16 protein-coding genes and 2 pseudogenes are annotated in these 19,712 nt (G+C 66.1%); 5 read left to right on the forward strand and 13 right to left on the reverse strand.

Annotated elements, in window-relative coordinates; genetic code table 11:
- Positions 1-131: 131 nt before the first annotated feature.
- Positions 132-329 (reverse strand): DUF397 domain-containing protein, encoded by a 198-nt coding sequence (locus WJ438_RS26085; protein WP_406727393.1) that lies wholly within the window; start codon positions 327-329, stop codon positions 132-134.
- Positions 330-1,175: a helix-turn-helix domain-containing protein gene (locus WJ438_RS26090; RefSeq protein ID WP_406727394.1), complete on the reverse strand. Its 846-nt coding sequence runs from the start codon at positions 1,173-1,175 to the stop codon at positions 330-332.
- Positions 1,176-1,392: 217 nt separating this feature from the next.
- Between WJ438_RS26090 and WJ438_RS26095 the strand changes: the two genes are divergently transcribed.
- A complete protein-coding gene (locus WJ438_RS26095) occupies positions 1,393-2,019 on the forward strand; it encodes an ATP-binding protein (RefSeq protein WP_406727395.1) in 627 nt (208 codons plus the stop codon).
- On the opposite strand, the gene WJ438_RS26100 is transcribed toward WJ438_RS26095, so the two are convergent.
- Complete coding sequence (locus WJ438_RS26100) at positions 2,016-2,765, reverse strand: HNH endonuclease (RefSeq protein ID WP_406727396.1); 750 nt, start codon at positions 2,763-2,765, stop codon at positions 2,016-2,018. The two genes, WJ438_RS26095 and WJ438_RS26100, sit on opposite strands and share 4 nt — an antisense overlap.
- 161 nt (positions 2,766-2,926) lie before the next feature.
- On the opposite strand from WJ438_RS26100, the pseudogene WJ438_RS26105 reads away from it, so the two are divergent.
- Positions 2,927-4,137, forward strand: a pseudogene (locus WJ438_RS26105) (DNA cytosine methyltransferase).
- Between the two features lie 8 nt (positions 4,138-4,145).
- Here WJ438_RS26105 and WJ438_RS26110 read toward each other — a convergent pair.
- The 4 genes from WJ438_RS26110 to WJ438_RS26125 all read right to left on the reverse strand — a co-directional run bounded on the left by WJ438_RS26110 (position 4,146) and on the right by WJ438_RS26125 (position 10,515).
- Positions 4,146-4,610: a very short patch repair endonuclease gene (locus tag WJ438_RS26110; protein WP_406727397.1), complete on the reverse strand. Its 465-nt coding sequence runs from the start codon at positions 4,608-4,610 to the stop codon at positions 4,146-4,148.
- Between the two features lie 38 nt (positions 4,611-4,648).
- Positions 4,649-5,602 carry a NaeI family type II restriction endonuclease gene (locus tag WJ438_RS26115; protein ID WP_406727398.1) on the reverse strand — a complete coding sequence of 318 codons (954 nt, stop codon included), beginning with the start codon at positions 5,600-5,602 and terminating at the stop codon, positions 4,649-4,651.
- Positions 5,603-5,929: 327 nt separating this feature from the next.
- The gene (locus WJ438_RS26120; protein WP_406727399.1) at positions 5,930-8,908 is read right to left on the reverse strand and encodes a Z1 domain-containing protein; all 2,979 of its coding nucleotides are present in this window, start codon (positions 8,906-8,908) and stop codon (positions 5,930-5,932) included.
- A gap of 53 nt (positions 8,909-8,961) precedes the next feature.
- Complete coding sequence (locus WJ438_RS26125; protein WP_406727400.1) at positions 8,962-10,515, reverse strand: ATP-binding protein; 1,554 nt, start codon at positions 10,513-10,515, stop codon at positions 8,962-8,964.
- A 233-nt stretch (positions 10,516-10,748) separates the two neighbouring features.
- Here WJ438_RS26125 and WJ438_RS26130 point away from each other — a divergent pair, with 233 nt between their 5' ends.
- A complete protein-coding gene (locus WJ438_RS26130; RefSeq protein WP_406727401.1) occupies positions 10,749-11,072 on the forward strand; it encodes a hypothetical protein in 324 nt (107 codons plus the stop codon).
- Positions 11,073-11,200: 128 nt separating this feature from the next.
- Here the strand turns inward: WJ438_RS26130 and WJ438_RS26135 are convergent.
- From WJ438_RS26135 to WJ438_RS26150, 4 genes and pseudogenes are all read right to left on the reverse strand, one after another.
- Positions 11,201-11,638: pseudogene (locus tag WJ438_RS26135) on the reverse strand (glutaredoxin domain-containing protein).
- 150 nt (positions 11,639-11,788) lie between these two features.
- A complete protein-coding gene (locus tag WJ438_RS26140) occupies positions 11,789-12,760 on the reverse strand; it encodes a hypothetical protein (RefSeq protein WP_406727402.1) in 972 nt (323 codons plus the stop codon).
- Between the two features lie 70 nt (positions 12,761-12,830).
- Positions 12,831-13,409: a nuclear transport factor 2 family protein gene (locus WJ438_RS26145; protein ID WP_406727403.1), complete on the reverse strand. Its 579-nt coding sequence runs from the start codon at positions 13,407-13,409 to the stop codon at positions 12,831-12,833.
- Positions 13,410-13,498: 89 nt separating this feature from the next.
- Positions 13,499-14,842: an MFS transporter gene (locus WJ438_RS26150; RefSeq protein ID WP_406727404.1), complete on the reverse strand. Its 1,344-nt coding sequence runs from the start codon at positions 14,840-14,842 to the stop codon at positions 13,499-13,501.
- Between the two features lie 229 nt (positions 14,843-15,071).
- On the opposite strand from WJ438_RS26150, the gene WJ438_RS26155 reads away from it, so the two are divergent.
- Entirely contained in the window at positions 15,072-15,851 is a 780-nt protein-coding gene (locus WJ438_RS26155; RefSeq protein ID WP_406727405.1) for an IclR family transcriptional regulator, read from the forward strand.
- Between the two features lie 75 nt (positions 15,852-15,926).
- On the opposite strand, the gene WJ438_RS26160 is transcribed toward WJ438_RS26155, so the two are convergent.
- Positions 15,927-16,946 (reverse strand): SEC-C domain-containing protein, encoded by a 1,020-nt coding sequence (locus WJ438_RS26160; protein ID WP_406727406.1) that lies wholly within the window; start codon positions 16,944-16,946, stop codon positions 15,927-15,929.
- Between the two features lie 184 nt (positions 16,947-17,130).
- On the opposite strand from WJ438_RS26160, the gene WJ438_RS26165 reads away from it, so the two are divergent.
- Positions 17,131-17,916: a hypothetical protein gene (locus WJ438_RS26165; RefSeq protein WP_406727407.1), complete on the forward strand. Its 786-nt coding sequence runs from the start codon at positions 17,131-17,133 to the stop codon at positions 17,914-17,916.
- Positions 17,917-18,338: 422 nt separating this feature from the next.
- On the opposite strand, the gene WJ438_RS26170 is transcribed toward WJ438_RS26165, so the two are convergent.
- Positions 18,339-19,523, reverse strand: a complete 1,185-nt coding sequence (locus WJ438_RS26170; protein WP_406727408.1) for a GH25 family lysozyme — start codon at positions 19,521-19,523, stop codon at positions 18,339-18,341.
- Positions 19,524-19,712: the final 189 nt, after the last annotated feature.

The raw sequence follows: 19,712 nt of genomic DNA on the forward strand, positions 1-19,712 counted from the left end.
CGACCTGTCGCCGGAGGTGAAGGGCGGTACTTACATGCCTCCGGTGATACCCCAGCAGGCGACCAGCACTCAGCCGCTACGACACTACGAGTTCAAGCTTAGGAGTCCAGATGGAGGGCCCCTTCACCTGGTCATTGGGCTCGGGCAGTCACGAACCGATTCCATGCTTGTGCTGACACTGCGACCCAGGGGCCTTCCGGCCGCTTGGAGTCCCGTATGAGCACACCCGGCGGGATGAAGGCGGTTTCCACACACTCGGTAGTGTTCGCGCCGCTGTAAGACGACTTGAACCAGGCGAGATCGTGAAGGGCGGGAGAACGGGCGGGCATCTACAGCTCCTTGCGTGCACGGTGGATCAGGGCAGAGGAAGCCTCCATGTCCAACGCTTGTGCGCGGAGGTACTCAAACGCAAGTCTGTAGCGCTCCAGTTCCTCCTCCTGCTCCAGGAAGAGCGAGCCGGTGTGGAAGTCGACGTAGACCACGTCGAGGGCCGACTCGGTTCCGCCGAGGATCACGAAACTACCGAGCGCTGCGGAGTGGGCGCCCTTCGAGAACGGCAGCACCTGAAGCGTGATGTGAGGGGACTCGTTCGCTTCGAGCAGCTGACCGAGCTGCTCCTTCATGGTCTCCGGTGCCCCGACGATCCGGCGGATCACAGACTCGTCGAGGATCGCCCACAGGCGAGGCGGTTTCGGCCGGGTGAGGATCTCCTGCCGCTTCATGCGGATGTCCACCAGTCGCTCGATCTCGGCCGGTTCCAGGGGGATCTCGTTCGCCTTCTGCAGAGCGGTGCTGTAGGCACGGGTCTGGAGGAGGCCAGGAACGTAGACACAAGAGAAGTGCTCCTCGCGTACGGCCTCGTCCTCCAGCGTGAGCAGCAGGTTCATGCTCTCTGGGATGGAGTCGGCGAACGAACTCCACCAGCCCTGCTGCTTGGCGTCCTTGGCCAGCCTTACGACGGCCTCCCGCTCGGCGTCCGTTGCTCCGTACTCGCGGCACAGCGCGTCGACGACGAGCCACTTCACCGGACCCGCCTGAGTCTCATACCGGCTGACCGTCGCCTTCGATACGCCGACCAGCTGCCCGGCTTCCTCAAGGGTCATTCCCTTGCGGGCACGCAACTTGCGCAGCATCGCGCCCAGTTGCCGACGACGTGTGGTGGTCCTTACGGACATGGGACTCCTCTGCGCATAACCCCGGGCAGCCGCTCGGGGCCTGAACAGGCTAGGCAGCGCGGTAGCTGGCTCACTACGGGATTCACTCGATAGAGGTTCGTGAGAAGTTACATGGTGAGAGTTCTCTGTGTCATCCTCACATACGGACCGCTACGCAATGCAGCCGTACGGATACGGCGGGCGCAGCATGAGCGTGGCTCGGGAGGGAGGAATGCTCATGCCCGGTATCGACATCAGGGAACGTCAGCACCGCTGTGTCCTGCCTTTTGCGGCGCTGGCGGCAGAGGTACGGCTGCTGCGGAGGGCTGCCGCCGCGCAGCTGGACCAGTGGGGTGTGCCGACAGCCGGTGATGAGACGGGGCTCCTCGTCACGGAACTGGCGACGAACGTCATCAAACATGTGGGTGAGGGCACGCTGGCGACGCTGATCCTGGAGTGGAAGCGCGAGCGGCTACGCGTCGAGATGCACGACAAGAGCCGCACACTCCCCGCCCTGCGCGGTGCCGACTGCGACGCGGAGTGCGGCCGCGGCCTGCACATGATCGCGACCATGGCGGTGGACTGGGGGACCGCCTTCACGGCACTCGGCAAGGCGGTTTGGTGCGAGATCGAGCTGGGATCCGAGGCCTCGTGCCGCCGCGTGAAGCGTGCTGTTGAGGCACTGGAAAGCTACCAAGGGCATGGTGTCGTTCGTGAAGGGCGCCGCCGCGATGCCGCTCTGGAAGAGTCAGCGATCGAGCTGATCGCCGACTTGCTGCACTGGACCTCCGCGCGTGGCCTGGACCCGGATGACGTGCTGGACCGAGCCCAGACTCACTACGAGGCTGAAGTGGACGCCGCCTAGTGCGCGGCAGTCTGGGGAGACTTTCGTATCAGCTCGCGGAGAGCGGCCGGCGTGCGCCAGGATTCTCCGGGACGGTTCCTGTGGCACATTCGGTGGCAGTTGGCGCAGAGGCAGGCGAGATCGTCCAGCCTGGTCTCTCTGGCTCCGGAGACGTAGAGAGGGGTGACGTGGTGCACTTCAATGTAGCCGTCTCCCAGCTCGCCGTATGTCCGGGCGAAATCGAAGGCGCAGATCTCACACTGAAGCGGGCCGCCCTGGCGCCGAACATGCTTGATCTTCAGGGCTCGGAGCTTGGGGTCTCTCTCCCGGGCAAGGGCCCGGCGGGCAAGAAGGCGCCCTTCGATTGCCGACGTCCCTGCATCGTCAACCTCATCAGGCTGTGGAGGGATGAGATGCAGCTCACCGGTGGCTATGGCTTCCTCGATGGCCTCGGCTGCCTGAAGCATCTCGGCTTCACGCTCGGTGAAGGCCTGGATCATGAGCAGCGTCGGCTTGCCGCAGCGGGTTCCCTTGCCCCTGTACAGCCTGTGATTGGTCGAGAAGTCCGAGGTCTTGCGGCTCACGCTGTCTGGAGACCGGAAGCCCGGCAAGGCGCGCTCCTCCGCCTCATGGAGGGGCAGAGATCTCAGCAGCTCAGAGAGCTCTTGCACCTCTGGGCTGTGGGTGCGCAACTCGCGCCAGCCGTTCTTGATGACGAGGGCTCCGGCCAGCACAAGTTCGTCCTCAGTCCACGCAGGTATCCGCATGGGCAATATCGTATGAGTGTTCGGTGTGGCGGGGGGCGCATTAAGCGAACCATGACGTGTGCTGCACACTTGTGCTGGTCTCGTTGTCAGTGGGGTCTGTCACCCTCAGTGATGGTGGATTGCAAGATGTGTCTGCCGCTGTACGACTGCAAGGAGGGGGCATGGCCCACGTGAAGGAAGCCAACGCTGATGCGGCGGTGAGGGAGCCGAAGTTCACTTCGGTTGAGATCTGTGCCGGGGCCGGCGGCCAGGCCATCGGCCTGCACCAGGCTGGCTTCGGGCATCTGGCACTGGTTGAGATCGACGACCATGCGGTCGAGACGCTCAAGCTCAACATCGAGGAGCATGAGGTGTGGGCGTGGGAGCGGGAGAACTGTGATGTTCTTTCAGCCGACGTCAAGGAGTTTGAGCCATACCGGGATCTGGACAAGGGCGCCGAGCTGCTGAAGAAGCGCGGGCTCGACCTCCTTGCTGGTGGCGTACCGTGCCCCCCTTCTCGCATGCTGGCAAGCAGCTGGGCAAGGACGACGAGCGAGACCTCTTTCCGTGCATGCTGGAGTTGGTCATGAAGCTCAGCCCGCGTGCTGTGATGATTGAGAACGTCCGGGGGATTATGGACCCCAAGTTTTCGGACTACCGTGACTGGATCAAGGCACGCCTCCAAGGAGGCATGTATCGGGGCGATGATGGTGAGCTGGCTCATGATGAGGGCCTCGGCTACACCGTCACCCGTTGGGATGTCCTTGAGGCAAGTAACTTCGGTGTTCCCCAGCTTCGTCCGCGAGCTGTTCTCGTAGCTTTCCGGGACGACGTCATCAAGGACCTCAAGTATGAGTGGCCGACGGCAACACACGAAAAGCCAGTCAGTGTGGCTGAGAGCCTGGAACAGTCCATGAGTGAGCGGTTCAAACCATACCTTGAAGGGGTGCATGCAGAGCAGGCGCACGCTGCTCTCGAGCGATGGCGAAGGAAGGCACGGGAGCGTGACGCCGAACTTGAGGGAAAGGGTGGAGGCATCGCCCCGACCCTTGTTGGTGGATCAAAAAAGCATGGCGGTGCAGACCTTGGACCGAGCCGTGCTAAAGCGGCCTGGAAACTTCTTGGTGTCTCCGGTATGGGTGTTGCCAACGACATCGATACATGCAGGGAGAAGGAGACAGAGGAGCGTGACCTTTTCCGCCCCGATGGCCCAATGCTCACGGTGCGACAGGCGGCTATCATCCAGGGTTTCCCGGATTTCTGGGAATTCTCAGGCGGGAAGACTGCTCAATATCGTCAGGTAGGAAATGCCTTTCCGCCGCCAGTAGCCAAGGCTGTCGGGCAATCGATTATTGACGTTCTGAGGGCGGCGCAGGAGCGGGAGCAAGACTGATCAGTCTTTTATTCCGCCTTGCGGAGTATTTTGCGCCGTTGCTCGACCTCAGCGGCAATGCGCGTTGCGCATTGCTCTGATGGTTCGTGTTCCCAGAAGCGGAGAACTGTCCATCCCGCTTCTGCCAGAAGCTGGTCAGTTTCTCGGTCACGGGCCATGTTCCGTGCCACCTTGTCTGACCAGTAGCCAGAGTTCATCTTCGGCGGTATGTAGTGCTCAGGGCATCCATGCCAATAGCAGCCATCGATGAACACGGCCACCTTCGTCGGCCGGAAGACCATGTCAGCGGTCCGGCGAAGGTGGGGGAGTGGTCTGGTTGCCACCCGATAGCGCAGTCCCTGAGCATGGACAAGGCGTCTGATGAGCCGCTCAGGAGTGGTGTCGCGGCTGCGGATGGCCTGCATGTTGCGTCGGCGAGCTGCCGATGAGGCCCAAGAGCCAGCCGGAGGTACCCAAATCTCGTTGCTGACCATCTCTGTCTGCTCCACGCTCCACTCGCTGCCTGAGCTGATCAGACCTCGTCTTCACCTGTGATCTTGGGCAGGCGAGGTGCTGTTACGACGGGGTCGTCTGCCGTTGCGAGTACCCATGAGCGGCCCTCCAGTTCGACCTGCGGATGGTCGTCATGATGAGGCTTGGATTCGGCTACCCGGAAGCTTACAAACTCACCTCTCCGTGGTACCTCTGCGCCGATCTCCCGGGCGATGGCCTGGTGCCTGCTGTAAGGCCCGACGATCACGATGCCCTCTTCACGTAGCACCGTTCGTGCTCGGTTCTTTCCCTCTCGCAGGCGAGCCATGTAGTCGAGCTGTTGCGCCGCAGTGCGGACCGCTCCGCGCCCGATTCGACGGTTCTGAACCCTCCGAAACAATTCAACGACCCTTCTCTGCCCCTGGCGAGGCCCTTCCAGAAGAATCTCTTTGCGTGTGGACTCAGGGAGGTGAAGAAGGACGTTCTCGGGTAGTTTGGCGTCTCGCCAGAGCCAGAGCACTTTGTCCTTGCGGTATTCAGCTTTCAGGGTTAGCTTTTTGTCGCGATTGCTTCCAGTGTTGAGCCACTCCTCGCGGACGCGGAACAGGCCAGCGCTCCAGCGGCTCTGAGAGTCATCTGCCCATACCAGCAGACACAGGTAGCCCATTGCCTCTGGTGGGATCATCCATCCGCCGAAGTCCTGAGAGAACTTGCAGTCGACGTCTATGCCAAGAATTCGGTAGTCCATGGGATGTTTGCTCACGGTACCCACGTCACCGCCGTCGGCAAACTTGAACTCTCGCTGCAAGTTAATCTCAACAAGAGTTCCTGCATGGGTTTTCTCAGTTTTGAAAAGTTGTTTCCATGCGTACCGTCCTGTTGCCTCACCGTTAAGTAGTTGGTCGATAGTGTCGCGCAGGACAGAGGCAAATCGTTGGCCTGTTGAGTCGAGCGAAAGGATGTAATCTCTGACCTTCTGTAGGTCAGGATCCATCCTGAGCAGCTCCTGATTTGCGAGCCAAGATGCGGCTCGCCTGTCTTCGCACTCCTCGAATGGAAGCAATTTCCGCCCCTGTGTGCCTACGTGATGGCATGTCATGAAAATGTTGGAGGGCGGAGCCTCGTGTTGCAGAAGCCCTGTAGCCCTGCGTCAGCGCAAGATGTTTTCGGCCGCACTGCTCCCGCGGCTTTGTCCTGACCAGCATCAGAGTGCCCCTCTGTGATGGTCAGACTACCGGCCGCCGCCGGGCCGGCATACCGCGTTCCGAGCGCCCCTGTCTGACCACGAACTGGCCTCGTCGGACGGAGCGGCCGCTCGCTTCTACGGCGACGGGCTCACCGGGATGGTGGCTTCGTTGATGCAGCGCGAGTCCTTGGCCCGGAAGCGCAACAAGCGGCGGTTCGTGCTGGTGGCTGACTTCGGTGGGATGAGGGTGAAAGCTATTACGATCTTCGCCGGGTCGGCGGTGCCGTTATGTACTGCGCCCCGGACGCTCTCGGTGGTCCTTCCCTCCACCACTGGGTAGAACAGTGCAACACCGGTCTTGGGCCCGATCTTCGCACTTGCCCCAGCTACGGCCTCATCGATGAGGAACTGCGCCGCGGTGCGGTGCTCGACACTGGCGATGCGGCCGAAAGAACTCTTGCCGGTCTGAATGCTCCGCCGGACCAAAGAAAGTGGGGCCGAGCCGAGGACGCTGGCCTCAACGCGGTTGTCCGAAGTGAGCCGAGGAGAGATGAGCAGCCAGTCGTCAACCTGGGCGAGAGTGCCGTCAAGCTGGCGGAGATAGGTCAGATGGGGGTCGAAGTACCGGGGACGTTCCCATTCGAGCTGGGACAGCACATCGACGAGCCCGCTGTGTGTGACGCTCCCGGTGAGTGCTGTGAATGTGCGCGTGAGCGTGCTCGAGCCGTCCGGCGGGTTGCTGAATGACATTGGCGTGGTATCCAGCGATTGCAGCAGCGGCCGCCAGCGTTCGGTGTTGCGCTTGGCGACAGTGCTGTTCAGCGGATACGCGGCGGGCTCAATGGGTCGGCCTGGCGAACGGATCTCCACAAGCTCCGCGTTGAACATCTTGTTCCGGGCAGAGGGCTTGAGCCATGGCAGGTGCTGTGCCACCAAGGGCGGGATCTGCACGGGGGTGACCTGCGGCTCTCCGTCCACCATCAGGGAGTACTGGGCCAGTTGCTCCCGGAAGGTCTCCTCATCGCGGCAGACGGCCTCGTACGCTTCGTAGAGGTCGACGGACTTGTCACGTCCGAACGGCTCCTCGCGGCCGATGTAGAGACGGACCAGGTCCTGGTATCCGCGACGGAAGCCGAACCAGCGCCCCATCTGCATGAGAGTGTCAGCTTGCTGGGTTGTGCGCCGGTAGTACGTGACGGTCAAGCCCTCAACGGTGAAACCACGGGAGAGCTTCGTGCCGCCTACGAGGATCTTCCAGATGTGAGGTGTCCGGTCGAAATCCAGGTCGAGCTGGGCGAAGTAGCGGTCGGAGTCACCATTCACGACGATGACCGGCTGGCCGCCGCTGCCGATGCGCTGCTGCGCTGTATAGACGTGTGACCGCAGTTCGTCATACGAAGAAGGAAAAGGGAGATCGCTGGCGCGAGCCACGCTTACCGGTGCGAAGTCCGACTCCCACAGTGCGGCGAGACGTGCGTGTCCTGCCGCAGATCTGTAACCGGCCTGATGCCACAGGGAGTTAATGCGAAGCGCGAGATCGGCGTGGTCATCCTGACGTACTGACTCGTGGGCGAGCATAGTGTGATGCCGGAAGGAAGCGTCGGGTACACCGTGGGCAGCCCGGAAGAGCTTCAGGGCACCCGACAGGACGAAGGCGTCTATGGCCTCCTGCAGCCGGTCACCTGTGGAGTCGTAGATGCCCCGCACATGAGCCTTCTGCTGGGAATTGGCGTATGTGCGCTCTGCCACCGGGACAGGGGAGTCCAAATCATGGAAATCCTGGACGCCCATGTAGCCGACCGGGCGAGGGAGAGAGATCAGGAAATCCCTGGGGAAGATGTCCATGTCGTCACCGGGGTCGATGAAGACATTGGCGAAGGGAGTCGCGGTGTAACCGACGTACTGGGCCCGCGGCAGCAGCTCCAGGAGTTTGGATATCAAGCCGTTGATGGCCGTGCGCTCGGTGCTTCCCCGTTCCCACTTCTTCGGGTCCGAGGTGTTCACGGAGGCCTGGTCGGACTCGTCGTCGATGATGAGAGTCGGCAGTTCCCCCAGGATCCCGTGGATCTGCTTGAGGTCCTTGACGAGCTTCGTGAGGACGGCCTTGTTCTTCTTCACCACGAGGATCCGCGCTGCGGTGTGGTGAAGGTTTGCCGGGTCATGCAGCGGCCGGGTGGGGACACGCTTCTCGAACTCCAGGGCCCGGATGCCCTGGGCCAGGCTCTCGTAGTCGTTGTCGAGTGTCGTCAGGCGCTCGATGTCGAACGCACCGAGCGTGGAGGGACGGCCGCCGTGCTGGACGAACTCCGGCCAGCCCTCGTCGTCACCCACGTAGTCCACGCCGACCAGGGAATCCACATCTGTGACATCCGCGCCCCGCAGGATGTTTTCCTGGCCGATCAACTCCATGTCGAGGCGCCTCTGGGTCTGGGCGCGCAGCAGGTTGAGGGTGCCCCCCAGGACGATGACGAGACGGTATCCGGCATCGATGGCCTTGGCGGCCACGCCGGTGAAGTTCGCCGTTTTGCCGGACTGGACATAGCCGACGACCAGGCCCTTCGCCTGGCGGGCCGCCGGCTGTTCGGGGTCGGCGAGGCGCTCGACGACTGCCCGGCTCGCCTGGTCGAGGCTGGCGACGGCGGCCTCGGACCAGCCCTTGTCGCGGAGCTTCCGTTCGTACGACGTCCAGTAGAAGGACCTGGCCGCCGCGCGTTCAGGGGTGTACCACGGGGTGAATTCCCGGGTGATCACCGTCGCGCCGGGCACCTTCGCCACGGGCGCGGCCTCGTCCAGGGCCTTGCACAGTTCACTTCCGAACCGGAGCCGTTCATAGACCACTGCGCGCCGTTCGTCGGTGCGCGCCGGGGAGCCCGCACCCCATTGCGGGTTCTCCACGAAGTCCCAGGCGGTCAGGTGGCGGTCCCACAGAGCGGTCAGTGCGTCGTCACCACTGATGAGAAGGGAGCGGAACAGCTCCTCGCCCAGGTCCGCGTCCGGGTAGGAATCATCCGCGGCAAGCGCTGCCCAGCGTTCGAAGTGACGTGGCATGCTGCCCATCCCAGCCAGCGCGGAGGTGTGGATGTCGCGGAGCACACCGGACGAAGTGTTGGTCATCTCTTGTCCTCAGTCAGGGGCCGGAGCGGGCCAGGAGCGAGAGCGGTACTGGATCAGTCGGTCGCCTGGACACGGCGGTCGCGGTGCGCACCTGCCGCTGCCAGAAGGATGGTGTTCCAGTAGTCCACTCGGTCCTGGCGGCCACGCTCCCAGCGTCCGAGGCCGAAGCAGTCCTCAAGCAGCAAGTACAGCAAGGTCTTCGTGATGGGGGCGTCGTTGCTTCCGCCGCGACGGCCGTCGTTGAAGTCGCTGCGAAAAGCCTTGTTGAGGAGGACGGTGTTGTTCTCGCGGTCAAGGTCGAAAAACTTGTCACTGGGAAGTGAGACCCAGGTGAACGAGATGGGCTCTTCCCCCGGCTTCTCGGGCAGCTCCTCCTTGACGACCCGCTTGATCTTCGGGTCTATCCCCTTACCCGGGAGTGTCACGGGCTTGCGGACGATCTCCGTGCGCTTCGAGCCCTCCCGGTAGGTGGCCTCGGCGTCGCTGAGGTACCCGTGAAAGGTGTTTCCGGAAGCGTCCACAGCTTTCTCGACGCCGAGCGTGAAGGCAGGCGTGACGGTGACGCTCTCCTTCTTCACGTCAAGGCTCAGGACGCTGTTCTCATGAGGCGGAAGGTCGACGGCCACGCGAGCAAGAGCGAGGTGTCCTTCAGGGTTGCGAAGACCGTTCCAGCCGCCGGCTTGGACAAGACGGTTGTTGCGGTAGAAGTAGAAGCCCTGGCGGTCGGCGAGAGATCCGATCTGCCGGAACCCGGCCTGCTTCGACTTGGCAGGCCAGATGTGCGCGGTCAGTTCGACGTCCCCCAAGCCCTCCACGGGGGCCGTGAACGTACGGGGGTAGCGCGGCTTCCCCGGGACCTTGTAACCGAAGGGGTCCAGCGCCTCGACGGCGATGTGGTCGACTTCCTCGCCGAGTACCCCTTCGCCACTGCTGACGTCCCACACGGCGATGTCGAGCTTGAGGCCGTTCTGGAGAAACCTGTGCAGGTAGAGCCCAAGGTGCGTTTCCAGGCGGGCGATCGCCTTGGACAGGTAGTGGTCGCTCTGGCCGTCAGTCACCGTTTCGAAGGCCCGCACCTGATCCCAGCGCACGATCGTGCCGTGCCACTCGATGACGCCGTCGTAGCGGTCAACGAGTTCCTGCGCGTAGCGCGGATCGACGGTGTCACAGCGGAAGCCGTCTTCGATGCCCTCAGCGGTGAGACGGCGTCCTGCGGTCCGGCTGCGCTTGGTACGACTGACCACGGTCAGAGACGCCGCGTGGGACAGCGAAGCGGCCTTCAGACCCGTGCCGTACAGGCCGAGGGCGCCCTCGCCGTAGTCGCGGCGCCGCCCCACCGTCATGGCGGCGTCCAGGCCGGCATCGTCCATGCCCTTGCCGTTGTCGATGACCAGCAGTGTGAGGATGCGCTTGGCGTCCCGCAGGAAGTGCACAACGATCTTGTCGGCGCCGGCATCGATCGAGTTGTCGATCAGGTCGGCTACGGCGACCTCGAAGCCGTACCCCTGATTGGTCAGAGCCTTGCCGTAGCCGGCATCTGGTGGCAGGTGGGTGCTGCTGGTCGTGGGGACCTCGTACTGCCAGACGGTGCCGGGCTCGTAAGGCATTGTGCGTCCTCGTATACACGGGTCTGGGCCTGCTCGATGAGTGACGGCCCTCGGGGTCGGGCTGGCCCGTGTGACCGTACTGCAAAGGTCAGACATGAAGGCAGTTGGATGGCGAAGTTGGGGGATTAGTCCCAAAGCTGCTGAGCGGACGCTGGACTGGAACACACGGGGGGGGTACCCCTATGGGTTTGGTCAAGCTGAATGGGAGGCGACGGGTGGGTGAGGATGGCGGCATGACGACCTGGTTCCGCGTCTACTGCGAGGACGAAGATCTGTGGCTGTACTTCGAGGCCGATGACGAGGGCTGGGCGGCGCGTCAGGTTGAAGTCCGAGGGGCGGACTCGCGGCCGGTGACGGCGGTCTCTTTGGAGGAGGTGCTGCACCTGCGTGATGATGCCGATCTCACGGCGATGAGCCGGTATGAGCGGCAGTACGGCGTCTTGGCCGAGGGCAGTCTGGACGGCTGGCAGGACCAGCCCCAGGCAGCTGAAATCTCCGCGGAGGAGTTCGAGCACCTGTGGACTGAGGCAAGGCGAACTCTCGACGCTTCACGCTGACCTGGCGGACCTGAGGGGGATGGGCCGTGGAGCTATGAATGCAACAGTTTCGTCCATTGGCGTGCCGCCGACCGACCGGTGATCTTTCGGGACCTGCAGGTGCCTCTTCGGTATGGCGTCGTTCCCGGTCACGTGGAAAGGGAGAGCTGTTCGCGTACCCATGCGGGGTCGGGGTTGACTGCGCTCTGCCTGCCACGACGACGGTCGGTACGGTCTCGTTGCCGTCGCTGGCTTCCCTCACCACTGCGGCTCCAGCCGGATTGCGCCAGATATCGACCCAGTGCAGTCGACGGGCACTGCGGCCCAGGCGGATGCACAGTCGCAGACAGTACGTGCAGCCCGGCCGCCAGAAGACGATCGGTCGGCCGTCGGCCGCGCTGCGGCGTTGTGCCTCCAGCGCGCTGGTCGCGACCTCGGGAAGATCAGAGGCGAGTTCAGGCATGCGAACAGCGCGAGCACCGGAAGCAGTGCTGCGGCTGTGCCGGGGCTCCCCTTGAAAAACAGCCCAGTTGTAAGAGCTGAGCCGCAGAGCACGAGCAGCATCGGCAGATCCATGCACGCGTCATGAGGACGCAGGCTATTGATGAGGGGACGGGCTGTTCGAGTCGGCCGAGCAAGCAGCCGGACTCCACAGCCGCGGGACGACTCCCGTGGGTGTGGAGTCCGTGCGTCGCAGGAGGCCCTTTCTCCGGGGGGCCTCAGTCCTCCAAGGCCCGTCAGGCGCGGCCGGCCCAGCGGGCTGGGATGGCGGTGACCTCGGCGCGGTCTGCGGTGGGGAGGGCGGCGATGGTGGTGTGGTGGTTGGCGCCGGGCACCCACAGGACGCGGGAGTCGTGGCGGCCGGGCGGGAAGGACTCCGCGACCGAGGGGTCCTGAGTCCCGTTGACGAACAGCAGGCGGGTGCCGCTGCGGCGGACCCAGCGGTCGATGTCCGGCATCGCGCCCGGGTCGAAGCGCACGGGGATGTCGCGGGGGACGAAGGTGCGCGGCTCGATGGCGCCCAGGTGGCGCAGCAGGTCGGTCAGGTGGGCGGTGGGGACATCGAGGTAGCCCATCTCGGTGGCGAGCTGGTACCAGTACGGGATGTACGCGCGGGCGACCGTGTCGGCGTAGAGGGCCAGGCCCGCCGTGTTGTCCAGCCAGGTGTACAGCTGGTCGGTGGTGGCGTCCGGGCCGGGAACGGCGGCGAGGTCCGCCGCGCTGCCGCCGTTCTGCCAGAACATGAAGGGGGCGCGCAGCACGGCGATCACGAACGCCTTGTCGGCGCTGCCGACGATGCGGAAGGTGTCCCCGGCGGCGGTCGTCGCGGCCTCGTAGCGGGCGACCAGTTCCGTGCGGTGCAGCAGGAGCCGGCGCTGGGCGGACTTGAGCGCCTCGCGGTCGGCGGCCGTGCCCACGGTTTCCAGGAAGCGGAGGTAGGCGGAGTCGTCGCGGTCGTCGACGTTGTTCGGGGCCGCGTAGGCCACGGTGCCGTCCACGTCGTGGGGGTGGAAGCGGCGGTGGTACACGCTCGCCATGCCGCCCTTGCTGCCTCCGGTGGAGATCCACGCGCCGGGGTAGAGCCGGCGGAAGGTGCGGACGACGCGGTGGAGAGGGGGAGGGCACGCGTACGGCCGAGCGGGCGACGGGGGCGCCGGGAAACCGATGACCTCGCCCCGGGGGACAAGGGCGAGGTCATCGGTGCTCACGGGGGTGGGGGTTCCCCCACGGGGCCTGTCCCGCGGGCGGCGGGGCTGTGGCCGGACACGGAACCAGGGATCACTCGGGCTGAAGCGGACCTCGGCCGAACATCGAGAGCACCTGGTAACTCTTGTCCTCGGGGCCGGGCGCGCTCATCTCCATGGCGAACCCACCGGTGAACAGGTCCCGGTCCACGGGGCGTTCATGGATCCAGTCCCGGATCACCTCGCGGAAAGTGATCTTCCAGACGCCGTCGCGCTCCTCGTACCGGTTGAACGTGCGGCTGGCGGCGATCAGTTCGCGTGACGGGTCCCCGAACCGGTGGTAAGAGAGGCGATGGGTCTCCCCCTCGGCGGATTTCCCGTCCACCTTGTACCACTCGTTCAGCAGGTAGTGGGTGGTGTTCTCGAACCGGGGCTTGAACTCGTCGGTGATCCAGTCCACCCATTCGTCCACCCCGCCTTCCTTCATGTCGCCCAGGCGGACGAAGGCGTCCTCGAAGAAGATCGACTTCAGCAACTGGGGGTCACGCCGGTCGATCCCGCGGCAGTAGGCGGCTTCGAGATCGTGCAGCCGGTCCTTGACCTTCAGTTCCCGAAGGAGACGAAGGTCCTCCTCGGTCACCACGCTGTCGGCGCGAACTGCATCGTCGGTCATTGTTTTTCTCCCTCGGGTGAGGTTTCAGGCAGGTAGAGGAACGGAGGGGTGCGTACGGGCGGGGTGCGTACGGCGGGGTGCGGTCCCCGTCACGCCTCGAGTCGCCGGCCGGTACGGTCGGGGAGCAGGCGGATCGCCACGGCGGATATCAGGATCGTGAGCAGGCCGTAGGCGGTGATCAGCAGGGTTCCGTTCTCCGAGATCTGCATCAGCCACGTCGCGAGCAGGGGCGCCGGTGCGGCGAACAGCATGTTTCCGCCGGTGAGTCCGAGAGCCGATCCGGTGTACCGGACGGGGGTCGGCAGCGCCTCGGCGTAGAAGGCTCCCTGGCATCCGGTCATGAACTGCACACCGCACAGCGCACCCGTGATGGTGAGCGCGGCCATCCACCAGTTGCCCGTGTCGAGGATCAGGAAGAACGGGACGAGGAAGGCCAGCAGCACCGCGAGACCCGTGAAGAGGACGCGCTTTCGCCCGATCCGGTCGCTGGACCAGCCGCCGAGCAGGCTTGCCCCGATGGAAATCGAGTTCGCGACGACCATCAACCCGAAGGTGGAGCTGTTGTCGAATCCGAGCCGGCCGGTGAGGTAGCTGATGGCGAAGGTGACGGTGATGTAGTACAGCGCTCCCGGCGCGGCCCACGCGAGCACCAGCAGCATCACGGTCTTCCGGTGCTGCCTCAGCAGCCCGCGTGCCTGCTGCTCGCTCTTGCCCTCGCTGGCGAGGAAGGCCGGAGTCTCCTCGACGCGGTGCCGGATGTAGTACCCGATGGCGATGAGCGCCACGCTCATCAGGAAGGGAATCCGCCAGCCCCAGGCGGCGAACTGGTCCTCGGTGAGCCACGCGGCGAGTCCGGTCAGTGTGAGTGTGGCGAGTACCTGACTGATCGGCGATCCCACCGACATCAGGGCACCCGCGACACCGCGGCGCCGGTTCGGCGAGTGTTCCATCACCATGAGTTGCGATCCGGTGTGCTCGCCCCCCAGGGCGAAGCCCTGCAGGAAACGCAGTGCCACCAGCGCGGCCGGAGCCACGATCCCCACCGTGGCGTAGGTCGGAAGCAGGCCGATCAGCACCGACGCCGCGCCCATGAGGAGCAGCGTGAACATGAGGACGTTCCGGCGGCCGAGCCGGTCACCCAGCATGCCGAACACGAGGCCGCCCAGGGGCCGTGCCACCAGCCCGACTCCGAAGGTCGCGAACGACGCCAGCAGTGCGGTGCCCGGCGCGAGGTCGGGGAAGAACAGCTGCGGGAACACCGTGGCCGACAACGCGCCGTACACGGAGAAGTCGAACCACTCCAGTGCGGAACCCAGCGCGCCGCTGACGACCGCTCGCCGGGCGGTGGGTGTCCCGCTCCCGGCCTCCGGGCCCTCCGGTGCCGTGTCCGGCCGAGTCGCCTCGGCCTGCCCATCGAGTCCACTGACTCTCATCGCTTCACTCTCCTCGGTGTCCTCACTGCGCGGCACGTCACACGAGCTGACGGGCGGTTCACGCCTCAACGGCCACTTACGCCCCGGGCAGGCAAGGGTGATCTCGCGCCCGGTGGTCCGCGCCACGCAGAGACACTCGTTCGAGTGTGCGTTCGCCCGCGGACATCGAGAGAATCCACTATGAGGGAGTGACTAGTCAATCATTCCCTGTATGTGGGACCATCGGATCGTGAACACTCTTCAAACTGTGGACAGGGCACTTCGGCTGCTTGCACTGGCCCAGCAGGAGCCGGTCATCACCCTCGCCCGTGCCGCCGGCGAACTGGGTGTGGGAACCTCCGTCGCCCATCGGCTGCTGGCCACCCTCGAGGCCCACGGCTTCATGCGTCGCTCACTCGACGGCCCCGGCTACCGCCTCGGCCCGGCCATGACCGGCGCCCGCCCCGCCCACGCCGACACGGACTTCACCCACCTCATCCAGGACGACCTGCTCGAGCTGCAGGCGGCGACCGGCGAGACCGTGGAGTTCGCGGTCCTCGAAGGGCAGGCGGTGCGCTACATCTACGGCATCGCCTCACAGCACCACATGCGCATCGAAGCCCGGGCGGGAACGATCCTCCCCGCGCACACCGCGGCCTGCGGACGAGCCCTCCTCGCCACCCTCACGACCGACCAGCTCCGCCGGATCTACCCGAACGACCCCCTCCCGCACGCGGCGAAGACCACCACCCCGACCCGCACGGCTCTCGAAGCCGAACTGGAGAACGTCAGGCAGCGCGGCTACGCGCGCAACATCGAGGAGACCCAACCCGGCATCGCGGCACTCGCGCAGACGCTCCCCACCCCACAGGGGTATCCGCCCATCGCCATCACCATCTCGGGGCCGCAGGCACGCCTCTGCTTCACCCGCGAGGACCCCCGCACCCCGTCCGAGACGGCACTCACCCAAGCCCTGCGCCAGGCGACACAGAAGATGCAGGCAAAGCTCACCTCGAAGCTCCAGCACTAGCCCGAGCGACCCGTCATGCCGGCCGTCGGGTTCTCTGCGGGGCGGGGCAGGGCTGTCGCCCTGGCCGCTCGCCGCTCAGGCGCCGTGGCACTTCCCGTACCGGCGGCCCGAGCCGCACCAGCAGGTGGCTGACTGCTGTGGCGGCCAGGGCACGGCCCGCCCCCGGGCCGCCAGGGTCGTCGCGTACTGGGGGAGGAGGCAGGTGTCGTCCGGGGTGGTGCCCTCGGAGGCGGCGAAGGCCTCGTAGGAGGGGACGGTGCCGGTGACGACGCCCAGGTTGGGGGTGCCGGAGGCGGCGAGTTCGCGCAGGGCCGTCTCTGTCGTGGCCAAGTGCTCCTCGTGCGACGGGTACTCGGTGGTGAGGGAGGGGTACGACACCAGGAGCTCGGCCAGTTCCGAGGCCGGCCAGTGCAGGATCGCCACCGGGAAGGGGCGGGACAGGGCGGTCCGGTACGCGCCCACTTCTGCTCGGAGGCGGGAGATCTCCGCCTCCAGCTCGGCCGGGTTCTCCGACCCCAGTGACCAGACGCGCTTCGGGTCGTGGAGTTCGTCCAGGGTGACGGGCAGGCTGTGGACGGAGTCCGCCAGGGCGTCCCACTCGTCGTGGGGGACGCCCAGCATGCGGCGGACGCGGTGGCGGCCGAAGAGGAGCGGGTGGGTGGCGGCCGGCGGCTCCGGTACGTCGGTCAGGAGGAGGCGTACCGCCTCCGTGAACGCCTCGTGCGCCGCCTCCAGTTCGTCGTGCGACTCCAGGGACTCCGCGACGACCACCCAGGGGGCGGCGTCGCGCGGGGCCGCGGTGCGGATGCCGTCGATGATCGCGCGGGCCTCCGCCTCGTGGCCGTACTCCCACAGGTTCGAGGCCTTCAGAGCGCGGACCAGGTACGAGTTCTCCAGCCCCGCCTGCCCGGTGTCGGAGGCGAGCAGACGGTCGTAGAGGGCGGCCGCGGCGGAGCGGTCGCCGGAGAGTTCCAGGTGGGCGGCGGCCCGCAGCAGCAGGGCTTCGGCGTCCTCGGGATACAGGCCGGCGGTCCGCTCCAGGCGTGCGGCTTCGGCGGGGTGGTCGACGTTTTCGGCGGGCGTGTCGGAGCGCATGGGGGACACCGTACTGCCGACGGGTGACAAAGGTGAGACGGCCGCGGACCGGAGGGCGCACCGGCCCCGGGAGGGGACGTGCCGGTGTCGCGCGGGGAACGAACGGCCGTCCCGGACCCTACGTTTCGGGGGCGGATCGCGGGAGGATCCGTGGGGACGACACGGGTGGCCGAGGGGGCGGGGCATGCGCGAGCGGGTGACCATCGGATGCCTGGTGCTGGTGAACGTGCTGCTGCTCGCCCCCTTCGTGCTGGCGGCCTACCTCTGGTTCTCCTTCGAGCGGGCCGAGCGGGAGAACGACCGGCGCCGGGAGGCCGCGGCCGACTCGCTCCTGGCCCGGGCCCGCGACGCGGCGGACCGGACCGCCGGCGCGCTGACCGCGAGCCGCGACACCGGCACCGACGCGTTACTGGACGTGATCCTGCGGCACACCGGGGGCCCCGTCATCGCCTACGACGAGGACGGGCGCGTGTTCACCGCCGTCGCCTCCCGGTCGGCCGAATACGAATGGGAGCGCGTACCGTTCGGCGATCCGGGGGTGGTCGAGCGCTGCTTCGCCTACACCTACACCCACGTACGCCGCCCCGGCCCGGCGTGGACCCCGGAGGTCGCCGAGCGGGACGGCGCGGCGTGCCAGGGGAGCAGCGCGGTCGGCAGCGGGGTACGGTCCGCGCAGGCGGAGATGGAGGGGCTGGACGCGGCACAGCTGACGCGGGCCGGCCTGCAGGAGGCCCTCGACCCCGGCCTCCTGCCGGGCGAGAAGAGCGGCTCCGAGGTGCGTAGCACCGTGCGGAAGGGGCGGACGGTCGTCGCCCTCGTCCTCTTCCGGGAGCAGTCCCGGTTCCCGGACTCCCGGTTCCCGGACGACGGGGCGGCGCCGGCCGAACAGTGCTACCGCCTCACCCGGGTCCTCGATCCCGAGGGTGGTGCCGGGGGGTCGGTCACCGCCGCACCCGTGACCGAATGCTGAGCCGTCGTGCCGTGTCCGTACGCTTGTTTCCGCTCCGCCGTCGCGGCGCCGGGGCCGGTTCGTGCGGAGAGGGGTCCTGCCTGGGAACCGGCTTCCGGTCCCGGACGTCGAGGGGTGCAGAGCCGTGGCGTGGAGGAAGAAGGAGAGGGAGCCAGTACGACCTGGAGTGTGGTCGAACGGGCCGTCCTGTATCGGTGACTCATCATGGTCGCGGTCGAACCCGACCACAGCAGGCCGGCGCGCTGCGGCAGGTGCGGGTGGGTGCCCCCCTGGTTCAGCAGTGCATGGGCGCGCTGCTCGGCGTATCCGGAATGCCTCACCACGGCGCAGTCGCCTGGAGGGACGACGGCCCGCACCGGTGCGGGTGCGGGCCGTCGTCCCCGGACGACGGGTGTGCGGGCGGTGGCCCACCCGTCGAGCGGTCAGCTGCCTATGAGGGTCTGCCAGGTGGCCGGGCCGACGCTCCCGTCGACGGCGAGGCCCTTGGAGGACTGGAACGACTTCACCGCGGAGAGGGTCGCCGGGCCGAAGCTTCCGTCGACGGTCAGTGAGTAGCCCTTGGAGTTCAGCTCCGTCTGGACGGCCTTCACCGCGCTGCCCGTGGCGCCGCTCTGCACGGTGACGATCAGCTTGGACCAGGTGGCCGGTCCGGTGATGCCGTCGGCGGCGAGCCCGTTGGCGCGCTGGAAGGCGGTGACCTGCGACTGCGTGGCCGGGCCGTAGCTGCTGTCCACGGTGGTGGCGTAGCCGCGGGCGTTGAGCAGGTATTGCAGTGCCCTGACGTCCACTCCGGTGGCGCCGTACTTCAGGACCGGCCAGGACGGGAGCGGGGCGGGAGCGGGGGTGGTGCCGAGGTTGGCCATGGCGCGCAGCTGGGTGAGCGTGCCGCGGTAGACGTTGAGGTCGACGTTGCCGCTGATGCCGGAGACCGAACCGGTCTCGCTGTGCTGCCAGAAGGACCAGGAGCGGTTCGCGCCGGGGAGGGCGGCCGGCTCGTTGGAGCCGCTCTGGTAGCGCGGCTGCCACAGCGGGGTGGTGGAGAAGACGCTGCCGTTGCCCTTCAGGCAGTCGTCGACGAACCACTTGGAGGTGTAGACGATCGGGGTGACCCCGAAGGACGACTTGATCTTGTTGATGAAGGTGCTGATGTGCGTGGTGGTGGCGTAGGCCGGGCACGCGCCGTTGTGGTGCTCCAGGTCGATGACCGGGGGCAGCTGACCGGCGGCCTTGCCGGTGTAGCCGGCGTTGCGCAGGGTGCTGATGAAGTGGTCGGCCTGGGCGCTGCCGGTGCCTTCCGCATAGAAGTGGTAGCCGGAGTTCATCAGCCCCGCGGCGGCGGAGGCCTTGAAGTCCTGGTTGAAGTAGGGGTCGACCCAGCCGGTGCTCTGGGACGCCTTGTGGAACACGAACTTCTGGCCCGAGGCGGCGACGCTGTTCCAGTTGATCGCCGAGCTGTGGTTCCAGCGGCTGGTGTCGATGCCCTTGACGCTGTAGCTGCTCGGATAGGCGGCCTGTGCCGGGGTGGTGCCGGTCAGACCGAGGGCGACGGCGGTTGCCGTGCCGACCACGGCGGCCCGTACGGACACGCCCGCGAAAGTGGTGCGCATACCTTTTCTTCCTCCAGTGACGCACGTCTTCTCTGACGGCCTTTTCGGGCCGTTCTGGGGAGGGGAGTTGACGTGGCGTGGGGTACCGGCGGGTCACTTTCGCCGCCGGATGCAGCGGTGATCATCGCGGAATCCCAAGGCGGTTGGCAGTACCCTCGGCAAACTTGTCCACTCGCATTGAGTCTTAAA

The sequence above is a fragment of the Streptomyces sp. GD-15H genome (assembly GCF_045291515.1).
Classification (GTDB): Bacteria; Actinomycetota; Actinomycetes; order Streptomycetales; family Streptomycetaceae; genus Streptomyces.

Bases quoted from the DNA above. Each gene is read 5' to 3' on its own strand.
- WJ438_RS26085 (WP_406727393.1), bottom strand. From the start codon at position 329: ATGCCCGCCCGTTCTCCCGCCCTTCACGATCTCGCCTGGTTCAAGTCG.
- WJ438_RS26090 (WP_406727394.1), bottom strand. From the start codon at position 1,175: ATGTCCGTAAGGACCACCACACGTCGTCGGCAACTGGGCGCGATGCTG.
- WJ438_RS26095 (WP_406727395.1), top strand. From the start codon at position 1,393: ATGCCCGGTATCGACATCAGGGAACGTCAGCACCGCTGTGTCCTGCCT.
- WJ438_RS26100 (WP_406727396.1), bottom strand. From the start codon at position 2,765: ATGCGGATACCTGCGTGGACTGAGGACGAACTTGTGCTGGCCGGAGCC.
- WJ438_RS26110 (WP_406727397.1), bottom strand. From the start codon at position 4,610: ATGGTCAGCAACGAGATTTGGGTACCTCCGGCTGGCTCTTGGGCCTCA.
- WJ438_RS26115 (WP_406727398.1), bottom strand. From the start codon at position 5,602: ATGGATCCTGACCTACAGAAGGTCAGAGATTACATCCTTTCGCTCGAC.
- WJ438_RS26120 (WP_406727399.1), bottom strand. From the start codon at position 8,908: ATGACCAACACTTCGTCCGGTGTGCTCCGCGACATCCACACCTCCGCG.
- WJ438_RS26125 (WP_406727400.1), bottom strand. From the start codon at position 10,515: ATGCCTTACGAGCCCGGCACCGTCTGGCAGTACGAGGTCCCCACGACC.
- WJ438_RS26130 (WP_406727401.1), top strand. From the start codon at position 10,749: ATGACGACCTGGTTCCGCGTCTACTGCGAGGACGAAGATCTGTGGCTG.
- WJ438_RS26145 (WP_406727403.1), bottom strand. From the start codon at position 13,409: ATGACCGACGATGCAGTTCGCGCCGACAGCGTGGTGACCGAGGAGGAC.
- WJ438_RS26150 (WP_406727404.1), bottom strand. From the start codon at position 14,842: ATGAGAGTCAGTGGACTCGATGGGCAGGCCGAGGCGACTCGGCCGGAC.
- WJ438_RS26160 (WP_406727406.1), bottom strand. From the start codon at position 16,946: ATGCGCTCCGACACGCCCGCCGAAAACGTCGACCACCCCGCCGAAGCC.
- WJ438_RS26165 (WP_406727407.1), top strand. From the start codon at position 17,131: ATGCGCGAGCGGGTGACCATCGGATGCCTGGTGCTGGTGAACGTGCTG.
- WJ438_RS26170 (WP_406727408.1), bottom strand. From the start codon at position 19,523: ATGCGCACCACTTTCGCGGGCGTGTCCGTACGGGCCGCCGTGGTCGGC.